12 protein-coding genes are annotated in these 14,051 nt (G+C 64.6%); 4 read left to right on the forward strand and 8 right to left on the reverse strand.

Annotated elements, in window-relative coordinates; translation table 11 throughout:
* Positions 1–7 precede the first annotated feature (7 nt).
* From C6571_RS12175 to C6571_RS12200, 6 genes are all read right to left on the reverse strand, one after another.
* Positions 8–1,495, reverse strand: a complete 1,488-nt coding sequence (locus C6571_RS12175) for a nucleobase:cation symporter-2 family protein (protein WP_106448216.1) — start codon at positions 1,493–1,495, stop codon at positions 8–10.
* A gap of 331 nt (positions 1,496–1,826) precedes the next feature.
* A complete protein-coding gene (gene ggt / locus C6571_RS12180) occupies positions 1,827–3,620 on the reverse strand; it encodes a gamma-glutamyltransferase (RefSeq protein WP_106446915.1) in 1,794 nt (597 codons plus the stop codon).
* Positions 3,621–3,732: 112 nt separating this feature from the next.
* Complete coding sequence (locus tag C6571_RS12185) at positions 3,733–4,974, reverse strand: M20 family metallopeptidase (RefSeq protein WP_106446916.1); 1,242 nt, start codon at positions 4,972–4,974, stop codon at positions 3,733–3,735.
* Entirely contained in the window at positions 4,971–6,746 is a 1,776-nt protein-coding gene (gene uraD, locus C6571_RS12190; protein WP_106446917.1) for a 2-oxo-4-hydroxy-4-carboxy-5-ureidoimidazoline decarboxylase, read from the reverse strand. Before uraD ends, C6571_RS12185 begins: the two co-directional genes overlap by 4 nt.
* Positions 6,747–6,811: 65 nt before the next feature.
* Positions 6,812–7,786 (reverse strand): allantoinase PuuE, encoded by a 975-nt coding sequence (gene puuE / locus C6571_RS12195; RefSeq protein ID WP_106446918.1) that lies wholly within the window; start codon positions 7,784–7,786, stop codon positions 6,812–6,814.
* Positions 7,787–7,797: 11 nt separating this feature from the next.
* On the reverse strand, positions 7,798–8,466 hold the full coding sequence (locus tag C6571_RS12200; protein ID WP_106446919.1) for a GntR family transcriptional regulator: 669 nt from the start codon (positions 8,464–8,466) through the stop codon (positions 7,798–7,800).
* Positions 8,467–8,558: 92 nt separating this feature from the next.
* On the opposite strand from C6571_RS12200, the gene uraH reads away from it, so the two are divergent.
* A complete protein-coding gene (gene uraH, locus C6571_RS12205) occupies positions 8,559–8,909 on the forward strand; it encodes a hydroxyisourate hydrolase (protein WP_106446920.1) in 351 nt (116 codons plus the stop codon).
* Positions 8,910–9,078: 169 nt separating this feature from the next.
* On the opposite strand, the gene C6571_RS12210 is transcribed toward uraH, so the two are convergent.
* Entirely contained in the window at positions 9,079–9,558 is a 480-nt protein-coding gene (locus C6571_RS12210) for a hypothetical protein (protein ID WP_106446921.1), read from the reverse strand.
* Between the two features lie 87 nt (positions 9,559–9,645).
* Between C6571_RS12210 and xdhC the strand changes: the two genes are divergently transcribed.
* Positions 9,646–10,485, forward strand: coding sequence for a xanthine dehydrogenase accessory protein XdhC (gene xdhC / locus C6571_RS12215; protein WP_106446922.1), 840 nt, complete (start codon positions 9,646–9,648; stop codon positions 10,483–10,485).
* 194 nt (positions 10,486–10,679) lie between these two features.
* Positions 10,680–11,918, forward strand: coding sequence for a urate hydroxylase PuuD (locus tag C6571_RS12220; RefSeq protein ID WP_106446923.1), 1,239 nt, complete (start codon positions 10,680–10,682; stop codon positions 11,916–11,918).
* Here C6571_RS12220 and C6571_RS12225 read toward each other — a convergent pair.
* The gene (locus tag C6571_RS12225; RefSeq protein WP_106448217.1) at positions 11,857–12,561 is read right to left on the reverse strand and encodes a TetR family transcriptional regulator; all 705 of its coding nucleotides are present in this window, start codon (positions 12,559–12,561) and stop codon (positions 11,857–11,859) included. The genes C6571_RS12220 and C6571_RS12225 overlap by 62 nt on opposite strands.
* A gap of 191 nt (positions 12,562–12,752) precedes the next feature.
* Between C6571_RS12225 and C6571_RS12230 the strand changes: the two genes are divergently transcribed.
* The gene (locus C6571_RS12230; RefSeq protein WP_106446924.1) at positions 12,753–14,051 is read left to right on the forward strand and encodes an efflux RND transporter periplasmic adaptor subunit; all 1,299 of its coding nucleotides are present in this window, start codon (positions 12,753–12,755) and stop codon (positions 14,049–14,051) included.

A 14,051-nucleotide genomic window follows, 5' to 3' on the forward strand; every position in this document is an offset into this window, starting at 1 on the left:
GGTGTTTTCAGTGTGCGTCGGCTTGGCGCGCCGCATTCACTGCGGCCGAGGTGTCGCCTTGCGATCCGTTAAAGAACACGTTGAGCAAAACAGCCGTGACCGACGACAGCAGAATGCCCGATTCGATCAGCGGGTGAATCGCATGCGGCATCCATTGGCGGAAGTTGGGCGCCACCAGCGGGATCATGCCCACCCCGATGGAGACGGCAACGATCATGCCGTTGGCCCGGTTGTCGCGGAAATCGACACCGCCCAGGATGCGGATGCCGGTGGCGGTGACCATGCCGAACATCACCAGCCCGGCACCCCCCAGAACGACCGTAGGGAGCGATTCCACCAGCGCGCCCATCTTTGGCAGCACGCCCAGGAAGACGAGGATGACACCGCCGGCGACGCAGACAAAGCGGCTCTTGACGCCAGTGACTGCCACCAGGCCGACGTTCTGCGAGAAGCTGGTGTAGGGAAAGGTGTTGAAGATGCCGCCGATCAGCGTGCCCAGGCCGTCGGTGCGCAGGCCCCGCGCCAGGTCGGCCTGGCTGATTTTTCGGTCGGTCATTTCGCCCAGCGCCAAAAACATGCCGGTCGATTCAATCATTACCACGATCATGATGAGCGTCATGGTGAGAATGAGAATGGGGTCGAAGACGGGCGTGGCGATCTCAAAGGGCAGGATCAGATCAAACCAGGGCGCTTTCGCCACCTTGTCGAAGTGCATCAGCCCCATGGCAGCGGCAGCCACCGCGCCAATGACAATGCCCAGCAGCACCGAAATGTTTCCCAAAAAACCTTTGGCGAAGCGGGCGATCATCAGAATCGAAACCAGCACCAGTGCTGAGATGCCGACGCCCGTCAGATCCGCGTAGCGGGGGTTGGGGATGGTCGGTATCACCGCAAACCCCTTGGGGACGGGGGGCAGCGAACTGCCGGGTGCGCCGACGGTGGCCTGCACCTCGCTGAGCCACTTGACGTAATCGGGATTGACCACGGTCGGTGCAGTGGGTCCGACCGGATTGCCAAAAATCCAATTGATGCCGACACGCATCAGGCTGATGCCGATGACGGCAATGATGGTTCCCGTCACCACCGGCGGAAAGAAGCGCAGCATGCGGCTGACGGCGGGCGCGATGAGGATGGAAATCACCCCCGCGCCAATGATGGAGCCAAAAATCAAGCCGGCGCCAGCGGTTCCGCCCGTGGTCTGCGCCATGGACACCATGGGCGCGACGGAGGCGAAAGTCACCCCCATCATCACCGGCAGCTTGATGCCGAACCACTGGGTTGCCCCCAGCGACTGGATGAGCGTGACCAGGCCACAGCAAAACAGGTCGGCCGAAATCAGCTTGGCCACCTGGTCGGGCGTGAGATTGAGGGCACGCCCGACGATGAGCGGCACGGCGATTGCGCCTGCATACATCACCAGTACGTGCTGCAGGCCCAGCGCAGTCAGCCTGCCCATCGGCAGGTGCTCGTCAACAGGGTGAACAGTCGCTTGCATAAAACGCTCCTTGCGGGTGCGGAGAAAGGGGTGGGTGGCCAACGCCCAGCCGTGCATTGCGACTGAGTCCATACAAAAAGTGTATACAAAACATAAGAAAAACCGACTAGAGAAAAACCCTGTGCCCGTGGGACAGAGGCTCTTGTCCGTCCAATACTTCGGCCTGAGGAGGCGCAGAGTGTTTAGAAAAAATGGCCTCTAGCGCTTGCTGTTAAATAGAATGTTGCTCTCTTTTTGAGAGTAATGTAGCGATTGCGTGCATTGCGCGCAAAAATGCTCCGACCAAAAAAACCGCCCGGAGAGGGCGGTTTGCCAAGAGAGCGAGGGGATTTCAATAGCCCAGCGTCTTGCCGTCCGGGTTGCGTGGGTCCGAGTAGCCGTACAGCACCCCTGCGCGCAGGGCGATGGTCTGGGTGCGGCCCATCGAGGGCTTCACCGCAATGTTGTGGCCGCGCTGGCGCAGCAGCGCCAGGGTGTCGGGCGAGAGGCCTTTTTCCACGCGCAACTCGTCGGGCGTCCACTGGTGGTGCACGCGCGGAGTCGATGCCGCCTCGGCCGGGTTCATGCCGAAATCGATGGTGTTGACCACGGTCTGCAATACCGTGGTGATGATGCGCGCGCCGCCGGGGCTGCCCGTGACGAGCACCGGCTTGCCGTCCTTGAGCACCAGTGTTGGCGTCATGGAGGAGAGCGGGCGCTTGCCGGCCGCCACCGCATTGGCGTCGCCCCCCACCAGGCCGTAGGCGTTGGCGACGCCGGGCTTGGCCGAAAAATCGTCCATTTCGTTGTTGAGCAGGATGCCGGTGCCGGCGGCGACGATGCCGCTGCCGAAGTTGGTGTTCAGCGTGTAGGTCACAGCAACGGCGTTGCCGGCTTGGTCGACCACCGAGAAGTGCGTAGTCTGGTCGCTTTCGTACGGCTGGGGTTTGCCGGGTTGGATGCTCTTGCCCAGGCGTGCGTGGTTGGCGTCGATGCCGGCGCGCAGCGAATCGGCGTAGCGCTTGGAGGTCAGGCCCTTGAGCGGAATTTTCACGAAGTCGGGGTCGCCCAGAAATTCCGCACGGTCGGCGTAGGCCAGCTTCATGCTCTCGGCCATGTAGTGGATGGTCTGCGCGCTGTTGGAACCCCACTCGGCCAGCGGCAGGGGCTCGAGCATGTTGAGGATTTGCACCAGGTGCGGGCCACCCGAGGACGGTGGCGGCATGGTCACGATCTCGTAGCCGCGGTAGCTGCCGTGCGTGGGCACGCGCTCGACCACCTTGTAGTTGCGCAGGTCAGCCAGCGTGAGGGCGCCTTTGTGCGGGGCCATCTCAAAGGCGATTTTCTGTGCAATCGCGCCTTCGTAGAACGCCTTGGCGCCTTCGCTTCCAATCAGGCGCATGGAGGCGGCGAGGTCTTTTTGCACCAGCAGGTCCCCGGCCTTGAGCGGCTCGCCGTTTTTCCAGAAAATCGCCTGCGTGGCCGGCCATTGGCCCATGGACTTTCGGGTCTGCAGCAGCACTTTGGCCAGGGTTTCGCTTACCGGATAGCCTTGCTCGGCCAGCGCGGCGGCAGGGGCCACCACCTTGGCCAGCGGCATCGTGCCCCAGGTCTTCAAGGCGTGCTCCATGCCGGCCACCGTGCCGGGCACGCCCACCGCATAGTGCGTGAAGAGCGATTTGCCGTTCACCACCTTGCCATCAGCGCCCAGGTACATGTCGCGCGTGGCGGCGCTGGGCGCCATTTCGCGAAAGTCGAGCGCCACGCTTTTGCCGGTTTTGGCGTCGTACACCATCATGAAACCGCCGCCACCCAGGTTGCCGGCATTGGGCAAGGCCACGGCCAGGGCAAAGCCGATGCCGACGGCGGCATCCACCGCGTTGCCGCCCGCCTTGAGGATGTCAAGTCCGATCTTCGACGCCAGTTCCTGCTCGGTCGCCACCATGCCGTGGTGCGCCACCACGGGATGGAACACGTCCATGTCGAAGTCGTAGGCGGCGCCAGCCGCTTTGGCGGCTGCGGTTTGCTGTACGGCGGGTGGCGCGGCGGGCTGCGGGGCAACGGCCGGCGACCCGGAACTGCAGGCGGCCAGGTTCAGCAGCGCAAGCGCAAGGCTGCTGGCCAGCAAGGTGTGGCGAATTTTCATGGAGTCTCCTCGGGTTGCAAACGGCACCCTCGCAACATGCCATGGGCACGGCCAAGCCGCAAGCTGAGGGCAGACCAGTGTAGGGAGCTGCCCGCAGCGCAGGTGCTACCAATTACTTCAGCAGGTCATGCAGCGCGCGCGCAATCACCTTGGTGGCGCGGCGCAGGTCTTCCAGATCGAGCCGCTCGTCGGCGCGCTTGGCGTGCGATTCGAGCACGGTGCGCGGCCCCGCGCCGTAGATCACGCCGGGAATGCCTTGCTCGGCGTACAGGCGCACGTCGGTGTAGAGCGGCGTGCCAATGGCCGGCGGCACCGCGCCAAACACTTCGCCCGCGTGCTTTTGCAGGGCATCGACCAGCGGCTGGTTGCCTGCCAGCGGCGTCATGGCGTTGGCCAGCAACAATCGGCGGATGTCCACGGCAATGCCTTGGCATTCCCCCGCTGCTTTGGCAATGCAGGCGCGAATGGCAGCCTCCACCTGGGCAACGTTCTCTTCCGGAATCATGCGTCGATCGAGCTTGAACGTGACCTTGCCGGGAACGACGTTGGTGTTGGTGCCGCCCTCAATGCGGCCCACATTCAGGTAAGGGTGGGTGATGCCCGGAACCTTGGAAAGCAGCTTGCGGTTCTCGGCGTTGAGGGCGTACAGGGCGTTCAGGATATGCACCGCGCCTTGCAGCGCATCGACGCCGGTGTCCGGCACCGCGGCGTGTGCCATCTTGCCGTGCACCGTCACTTCCAGCTGCAGGCAGCCGTTGTGCGCGGTCACCACTTCGTAGGAGAAACCGGCTGCCAGCAGCAGGTCGGGGCGGGTGAGGCCTTGTTTGAGCAGCCAGCCGGGGCCGAGCAGGCCGCCAAATTCCTCGTCGTAGGTGAAGTGCAGTTCGATGGCGCCTTGCGTGGGCTTGGCCACGGCTTCGAGCGCGCGCACCGCAAAGGTGAAGCTGGCGAAGTCGCCCTTGCTTACGGCCGTGGCGCGGCCGTACATCTTGCCGTCGACGATTTCTGCGCCGTAGGGGTCGTGCGTCCAGCCTTCGCCTGGCGGTACCACGTCGCCATGGGCATTCAGCGCCACCGTGCGCCCGCTGCCCGTCGGGCCGTAGGGGCGGCGCACGATCAGGTTGGTGATGCTCTCCATGCCATAGGCCTGCACTTCGGCCTGCGGCACCGGGTGGCGCTCGGCCTCGAAGCCCATGGGCGCCAGCAGCTCGGCCGTGCGTTCGGCGTGGGGTGCGTTGTTGCCGGGCGGCGTGTCGGTGGGCACGCGCACCAGCGCCTGCAGGAACGCTATTTCTTCGTCGAAATGCTGGTCAATCCAGGCGTCGAGCGCGCGGTAGTCGGTTGTTGTGGTCATGCGGATGCCTCGGCAAGTTGGTGCAGGACGTGGCTGAAGGCCTGCACGGCCAGCTCCATGTCGTCGTTGGTGGTTGATTCCAGCGGGTTGTGGCTGATGCCAGCGTTCTCGCCGCGCACGAACAGCATTGCCTGCGGCATGACTTCGTGCAGCTTCATTGCGTCGTGTCCGGCGCCGCTGGGGATGCGGTACACCGGCACGCCGAGCGATTCAACGGCGCGCTCCCAGCGCTGCTGCCAGACCGGTGCGCTGGGCGCAGCCGCGGCGCGCATGGATTCTTCAATGCGGTACTGCAGGCCGCGGCGCGCGGCAATGGCGGCGAGCTCGCCAAGCACGTCGGTGCCCAGCGCGTCGCGCTGCGCGTCGTTGGGGGCGCGCAGGTCGAGTGAGAACTGGCAGCGGCCCGGCACGACGTTGATCGAGCCATTGGGTACCTGCAGGACGCCCACGGTACCGACCGAATCGCCGTCCTGCGCGGCGCGCTGCTCCACGTACAGCAGCAGCTCGGCTGCGCCGGCTGCCGCGTCGCTGCGGCGATCCATGGGCGTGGTGCCGGCGTGGCAGGCCATGCCCATAAATTCGCCCACATAGCGCAGGCTGCCGTTGATGGAGGTGACGACGCCCAGCGGCAGGTCGAGTTCGTTCAGCACGGGGCCTTGCTCAATGTGAACCTCGACAAAGCCCAGGTAGCGCGCCGGGTCGCGCTGCAGTTTGGGAATGTCGGCGATGCACAAACCTGCGCCTTCCATGCAGGCGCGCATGGAGATGCCGTCCGCGTCCTGCTGCTCCAGCCAGGCGGGGTTGAAGTGGCCAATCAGCGCGCCCGAGCCCAGAAACGTTGCCTTATAGCGCTGGCCTTCTTCCTCGGCAAAGCCCACGACCTCGATGGCAAAGGGCAGGCGCTTGCCCGCGCGGTGCAGTTCGCGTACGCAGGCCATGGGGACGAAGATGCCCAGGCGCCCGTCGTATTTGCCGCCGTTGCGCACGGTGTCGTAGTGCGAGCCGGTGAGCAAGGCTTTGGCGCCGGGCGTGTCGCCGTGGTAGCGCCCCACCACGTTGCCGACGGCGTCCACCTCGACTTCGTCAAAGCCGCAGTCGCGCATCCAGTGGCTGATGCGCTGGGCGCAGGCGCGGTGCGCGTCGGTCAGGTAGGTGACGGTGAGCTGGCCCTGTTCGGCGTAGCCGGGGTCCGAGTGGCGGGCGAGCGATTCGTGCCAGTCCCACACATCGTTGCCCAGCTTCGGGTGGGCGTCGAACTTGTCGGCCAGGCGGATTTCGGCAATGCGGTGGATGTTGCGCAGCGCCTCGGCACGCTCGAAGTCGGGGTGGTTCTCCAGGCGCCGGGCGAAGGTCTCAATGATCTGGCTGCGGGTCAGGCCCGTGCCGCGCGGGCCGCGCACCGCGACGATAAAGGGAAAGCCAAAGCGCGCGTTGTAGTCCTGGTTGAGCTTTTGAATGCGCGCGAATTCGTCCGGCGAGCAGTCGGTGAGGCCTGCTGTGGATTGCTCGTGCGTGGACTCGGCCGTGAGCGCCTTGCTCACCATGGCCTTGCCGGCCAGTTCGGGGTGGGCGCGAATCAAGGCGAGCTGCGCTTCTGCCGGCGCATTGCGCACGGCGCTTGCCAGCGCGTGCTTGAGGTGCGCGAGCGAGCGAAACGGGCGCTCGGCCAGCGCGTGTGCGGCAATCCAGGGCGAGTGCTCGTAGACACCGTCCAGCAAGGCGAGCGCCTCTGCGGGGCTTGCGGCGTTGAGTTCTTGCAGGGTCAGGGCCATGTCGCTGTCCTATCAAAAAGTGAGCTACTAGCGCTTACCAGATAAGCGCTAGAGGCCAATTTGCTTCAAAATTTCGGTGCGGGATGGTGCTGCGCCCAGTGGCGCGCGATGTCGATGCGCCGGCACACCCACACGTCTGCGTGCTGCGCGACGTGGTCGAGAAAGCGCTGCAGCGCAGTGATGCGGCCTGGGCGCCCGAGCAATCGGCAGTGCATGCCGATGCTCATCATCTTGGGCCGGTCGAGGCCGGCCGGGTCGCCCTCGGCATACAGCACGTCAAAGCTATCGCGCAGGTACTGAAAGAACGGGTCGGCGTGCGAATAGCCCTGGGGCAGGGCAAAGCGCATGTCGTTGCAGTCCAGCGTGTACGGCACGATAAGTTGCGGCACCACGCTGCCGTCGGTCTTTTGCACCTTCATCCAGAACGGCAGGTCGTCGCCGTAGTAGTCGCTGTCGTAGGCAAAGCCGCCATAGTCGGCGACCAGGCGGCGCGTGTTCGGGCTGTCGCGGCCGGTGTACCAGCCCGCGCCATGGATGGCGCCTGCCGCGCCGTGCCGCGCGCCGGTGAGGCGTTCGATGATCGCCATGGCGCGGGCCATGTGCTCGCGCTCGACAGCTTCGGGCACATGCTGGTAGTGAATCCACTTGAGTCCGTGGCAAGCAATCTCGTGGCCGGCCTGCACGAAAGCCCGGGCGATTTCGGGGTGGCGCTCAAGTGCCGTCGCGACGCCAAATACCGTCAGCGGCAGGCCGCGCTGCTCGAATTCGCGCAGCAGGCGCCAGACGCCGGCGCGTGAGCCGTATTCGTAGATGCCCTCCATGCTGATGTGTCGCTCGGGGTAGCTCGCCGGGTTGAACATTTCCGACAGGAACTGCTCGGAGCCGGCGTCGCCATGCAGCACCGAGTTCTCGCCGCCTTCTTCGTAATTGAGCACGAACTGCACGGCTATGCGCGCGCCGCCGGGCCAGCGGGCATGCGGCGGGTTCGGGCCGTAGCCAACCAGGTCGCGTGGGTAGGGCAGGGTGCTGTCGTAGGTCATGGCGTTGCGCTTTAAAGGGGCGAGAGCGCGAGCGACAACTCGTTTACCGGCTGCTCGCGGTCGAAAATGAGGCTGGCTTCCACGTGCTCCAGATGCTGGTGCATCAGCTGCACCGCCAGGGCCTCGTCGCGCGCGGCGAGCGCTTTGACGATTTCCGCGTGCTCCTCGTGCGAATGCGCCGCCTCGCTGGCGCTCTGGTACATCAGCGTGATCAGGGCGCAACGGGAAATCAGGTCGCGCAGCAACTGGGCCAGCACATCGTTGCCCATGAGTTCGGCCATGCGAACGTGAAAGTCGCCTAACAGCTCGGTGCGGCCGCTTGCGTCCTGGGCGCTCAATGCGGCTGCCTCGCTGGCGACATGGGCCCGCAGTACCTTGATCTTGGCGGGGGTGCTGCTCTTCACGAACGCACGCGTCATCTCGGTCTCCAGCATGCGGCGCACGGCGAATACCTGGCGTGCCTCCTCGGCCGACGGCGTGGAGACAAAGGCGCCGCGCGCCGGCTCCAGCGTCACCAGCCGGTTCTGCGCCAACTGGAACAAGGCCTGACGCACCAGCGTGCGCGAGACACCAAAATGATCGGCCAGCTTTTGCTCGGCCAGCTTGGTGCCGGGCTGCAGGCGGTGCTCTACGATGGCACGGGTGAGCGATTCGACAATGGCGTGGGTGGAGGATTCCATGCGACCATGATAGGTGGATTTGCCAAAAGTGTATACACTTTTGGTGCACAACGATTGTTTGATCCACCCCACCACCTTCAGGAGAACCCCCTATGGGACTCAGTACCCACGTGCTCGACACCATGCATGGCTGCCCCGCCGCAGGCATGCGTGTTTCGCTGTATTCCACCAGCGGAGCGTCCGCCGAACTGCTTCAGGATCTGGTGCTGAACCACGACGGGCGCACCGACGCGCCCTTGTTCGACAACGCTTCGCTGCGCACCGGCACCTACCGCCTCAGCTTTGACGTGGCGCGCTATTTCAAGGACAAGGGTGTGGTCTTGCCCGAACCGAATTTCCTTGGCCAGGTCAGCCTGGATTTCGGCGTGGCCCACGCCGATCAGCACTACCACGTGCCGCTGCTGGTCAGCCCCTGGAGCTATTCGACGTATCGGGGTTCGTAGTGAGAGTGGGCTGCGAGTGCGGTACAGGACACGGGCGATGAAGTGGGCGCGGCCCAGGCCAGGGATGCCGAGCAAGGGCCGCCCCGCAGCGAGGGCATCGTCCCCCTTCCCGGATGGCGCAGCCATGCGAGAGAAGGGGGAAGGCGCGAAGCGCCTCAGGGGGATGCACTCAATCCTGCCCTTCGGTCAAGGTGTCGAGTTGAAATTTACCGCTCTTGTCCCACAGCCAGGTGTCGGTGTAGGTGAGCTTGCCGATGCGTGTGGGCGCCGGGAAGGGTGCGGCAGCGCGCACGGTGCGTTCGATCTCTGCCATCACTTCCGGAGCGTGGCTCGGCGCGCGCATCCAGGATGTGCGCAGCACGCGGCCTCGGGCATCGATATCCACCTGCAGCACCCCAATGGCATAGAGCAGCGGCGGCAAGCGGCCTGGGTAGATGCGCGACGCATTCAGGCCGTAGAGATGGGTTGCGGCGTCCTGGCGGTAAGCGCGCGGGTTGCTGGCGGCCGAGGGGCGCGCCGAGCCTCGTGTTGCAGGGACCGGGCCGGTGACGTGGGGTACGGTGCCGGGTGGAGCCGCTTCGTCCGGCGCGCTGGGAGACGGGCTGGGGGCCGAGCGGCAGGCGGCGATGACCGCTGCAACGGATGCCATGAGCCCGGTGCGGAACCATCGGCTACGCGTCGCAGTGGGCGGTGGGGAGTCGGAATTCATGGCAGTCGATGGAGAGGAGCTTGATCCATGGCATTTTTGCACCAGTTCCTGCAAGGTCTTCGCAGGGCCCCGGCGTGTCTTGTGAGCATCGAGCGCACCCAGGGCTCCGCGCCGCGCGAGGTGGGCGCGTGGATGGCGGTGTTTGAAGACCAGATTCTGGGCACCATCGGCGGCGGCCATGTGGAGTTTGAGGCCATCGCCCACGCGCGCAGCCGCCTGCGCGGACCGGAACCCCTGCCGATGGAGACCTTGCGCTACGCCCTGGGGCCCAGCCTGGGCCAATGCTGCGGCGGTGTGATGCACCTGCGGTTCGAGAACCTCTCGGCGCAGGATGCCGATTCTCCGAGCCTGCAACAGCGACTTGCGCCTGCACTCCACCCCCTGGCCTTGTTTGGCGGCGGCCATGTGGGGCATGCACTGGTGCGTGTGTTGGCCCCTTTGCCGTTTGCGATCACCTGGATTGACAGCCGCGACGGCATTTTTCCGGACCCGGAACCCGAGAGCGTGGTCTGCGAGCATTCAGAACCCGTGCACGGCGCCGTGCCGCAACTGGCAAGCGGTTCCAGCGTATTGATCATGAGTTTCAGCCACGCCGAAGACCTGGACATCGTCGCGGCCTGCCTTACGCGCCAACGGGCTGCGGCAGACCTGGCCTTCATTGGCTTGATCGGCAGCGCCACCAAATGGGCCACCTTTCGCAGCCGCCTGCGCCGGCGTGGGTTTTCAGACGAGGAACTGCAGCAGGTGAGCTGCCCGATTGGCGTGACCGGCATCTCAGGCAAACAACCCGAGGTGATTGCCGTGGCCGTTGCGGCGCAGTTGCTGCAACAATTGGACGCTCGGTTTGAGGGTAAATCCGGGGAATGATTTCCATCAGCGCACTGGAATTGCACACAAAATTTGCATACACTTCTTTGCTGCGTCGCAGCGGTGCCCAGGGCGGGGTGGATTGAACGGCCCCCAGTCCCCGAGTGCGCGACCTCTTATTCTGCTCAGAGCGCCCGCAGTGGTGAGCAGGCTGTCACAGCGGCGTGCATCGCAACCGCCGCGGAGGTCACCTGATGGAAAGCTATCTGTTTGACTGGGCCAACCTGCTCTTGCGCTGGGTCCACGTCATCACTGCCATTGCCTGGATCGGCTCGTCGTTTTACTTCGTTTTTCTCGACAGCAGCCTCACGCTGCCCGAGGACGCCGAGCAAAAGCGCCAGGGAGTGAGTGGTGAACTGTGGGCGGTGCACGGCGGGGGGTTCTACCACCCGGTCAAGTTCAACGTGGCGCCGCCCCAACTGCCCAAGCATTTGCACTGGTTTTTCTGGGAGAGCTACACCACCTGGCTGAGCGGCTTTTCGCTGTTCACGGTGTCCTATCTCTGGAGTGCCAGTACCTATCTGATCGACAAGTCGAAGATGGACTGGGCACCGGCCCAGGCCATTGCCGTGGCGCTCGCCTTTCTGGTGGTGTTCTGGCTGTTGTACGACGCCATTTGCCGCGTGTTTGGCCAGAAGAAAGACGGCGACGCCATCGTGGGCGCGTTGGTACTGGTGCTGGTCTGCGTCGCCTCCTGGCTGGCCTGCCACTGGTTTGCCGGGCGCGCGGCCTTTTTGCTGGTGGGCGCAATGATTGCCACCGCCATGAGCGCGAACGTGTTTTTCTGGATCATTCCGGGCCAACGCACCGTGGTGGCGCAGATCAAGGCGGGCCAGCCGGTCGATCCAATCCACGGCAAGCGCGGCAAGCAGCGCAGCGTGCACAACACCTACTTCACGCTGCCAGTGCTGTTTGCCATGCTCAGCGGCCACTACAGCTTCACCTGGAGCCATCCCCAAAACTGGCTCATCCTTATTCTGATGATGTTTGCCGGCGCCGCGATCCGGCAGTTTTTCGTGATGCGCCACGGCTACAAGCTCGGGCGCAGTGGCAACCCGCTGCCCTATGCGCTGGTGGGGATGGCGGTGATTGTGGGCGTGATCGTCTGGCTGCGGCCGGTGCCGGCTGCTGCGTCATCCAATGCTTCTGTTTCAATAGCTGGTGGCGCAGACACAGCAAGCGCTGGAGGCCAAATTGGCTATGAAAAAGTGCAAAAGATCTTTGAACAACGCTGCTACCTCTGCCACGGCGAACAGGTGCAGATGAAGAACATGCGGGTCGATTCCCCAGCGCTGGCCAAGCAGCATGCCCAGGCCATCTACCAGCAGGTGGTGGTGCAAAAACTCATGCCCATGAACAACGCCACGGGTATCACCGACGCAGAGCGCGCGCTGATTGGCCAGTGGTTCGAGGCGGGTGCGCCGGTGCCCTGAGACCCTGGTCGCAGGGGCCAGGCAGCGGCGTCAGGCCCAGGCCCTTCAAATACACGTCCAGCGCAGTGGCGACGGTAGCTTGTAGCGCAAAGCGCCCCGGACTGGTCAGCCACTGCTGGAGCAGGCCTTCGAACAGGGCCTGCAGGCCGAGGGCGGTGGTTGCCACGTTCTGAGCGGGCTCCAGCTGGCGAACCTGGTACGCACGGTGCAGGCCTTCGCTGATTTTCTCCAGCGCGCGGGTTTGCATCAGGCGGTGGTGCTGCTGTATGGCCCCGAGTTCTTCGGTCAGCTCCAGGCGCAGCGTCGCAATCTGCAGCACGCGGATGATCTGCGGGTCGCCCTCAATGCAGGCAAAGGCGTGCAGGATGGCGGCACGCAGCGTCTGCCCCGGATCGGCCGCAGACTCCAGGTCGGCGCACAGCAGCGACTGCGACATGGGCAGCGCAACGCGCTCCATCATGGCGTTGAACAAATCGGCCTTGTCCTTGAAGTGCCAGTAGATCGCCCCGCGTGTTGCGCCCGCGTGCGCAGCGATGTCGGCCAGCGACGTACGGCCGACGCCACGTGCCTCAAACAGGTGTTCGGCCGAATCCAGCAAGGCCGTGCGGGTGGCCTGAGCGTCCTCCTTGGTTTTTCTTGCCATGGGCATCCTTTCAATGCGGCCACGTTTCCTGGCCATCAACAACATACATTCTAGTATGTATGTATACTCGGCTGCTTGCTGTTGGCGACCTGTGGAATTCCTGGAGCACGGCCCGCTCGGCGCGATTCCTTCGCTTTCTCTAAACTTGCGCGTCCTGCGCTCGCCTCTGCCGCCCCATTCGAAAGCATTTCATGTCTGTATCGCCGTCTTTTCCCACGGTCCGCCTCGCCCGTCGCACGCTCGCCGTTGGCAGCATTTCTCTATTGCTTGCACTGGCAGCCTGCGGCAAATCCGAAGCGCCTGCGGCCAAGGGGCCGCCGGGCAAAGCCATGCCGGCACCAGAGGTGGGCGTGGTCACCGTGCAGCCGGGGAATGTGGGGCTGGTCACTGAACTGCCGGGCCGGCTGGAGGCTTCGCGTGTGGCGCAAGTGCGCGCGCGGGCTGCCGGCATCGTGCAAAAGCGCTTGTTTCGCGAGGGCAGCGACGTGAAGGCTGGGCAGGTTCTGTTCCAGATTGATGCGGCACCCTACGCGGCCGCGCTGCAAAGCGCAGAGGCGACGCTGGCGCGTGCACAGGCGAACCTGAGTCAGGCGGCGTCGCTGGCGCAGCGCTACAAACCGCTGCTCGAAGCCAACGCCGTGAGCCAGCAGGAATACGCCAACGCTGTGGCAGCACAAAAACAGGCCGAAGCCGATGTGGCTGTGGGCAGGGCTGCGGTACAGACCGGGCGCATCAACCTGGGGTACGCCAGCGTTTCGGCGCCGATCTCGGGGCGCATTGGGCGCGCCCTGGTTACCGAAGGCGCGCTGGTGGGGCAGGGCGAAGCCACGCCACTGGCCGTGATCCAGCAGATTGACCCGATGTACGTCAACTTTACGCAGTCGGCGGGCGAGGTGCTCAAGTTGCGCAAGGCCATGGAAAGCGGCCAGTTCAAGAAGGCCCAGGGGGCTGGCGCGGCAAGTGTGCGCGTCGTCCTGGAAGACGGTTCGGACTATCCACAGGCAGGCCGTTTGCTGTTTTCGGACCTGACGGTCGATCCGAGTTCCGGCCAGATCACCTTGCGTGCCGAAATCCCCAATCCCAAGGGCAACCTGCTGCCCGGCCTGTACGTGCGCGTGCAGCTTGAGCAGGCCCAGATCAGCAACGCCATCACCTTGCCGCAGCAGGCGGTCACACGCTCAGCCCAGGGCGACACGGTCATGGTGGTGGCTGCGGACGGCAAGGTCGCGCCACGCCAGATCAAGGTGGGCAGTTCGCAGAACTCGCAGTGGGTGGTGCTTGATGGACTTCAGGCGGGTGAGCAGGTGATGGTCGATGGCTTCCAGAAGCTGCAGATGATGCCGCCCGGAACGCCGGTCAAAGCAGTTCCCTGGAAAAAGGTGGGGGCGGGTGCTCCCGGCACGGCTCCCCCGGCTGCGAGCGCGTCCACGGCCGGCGCTGCCACACCAGCGTCGGCGCCTTCCGAGCCGGCCTCGGCAGCGGCGAAGTAA

This window comes from Simplicispira suum (assembly GCF_003008595.1).
Lineage (GTDB): Bacteria > Pseudomonadota > Gammaproteobacteria > Burkholderiales > Burkholderiaceae_C > Simplicispira > Simplicispira suum.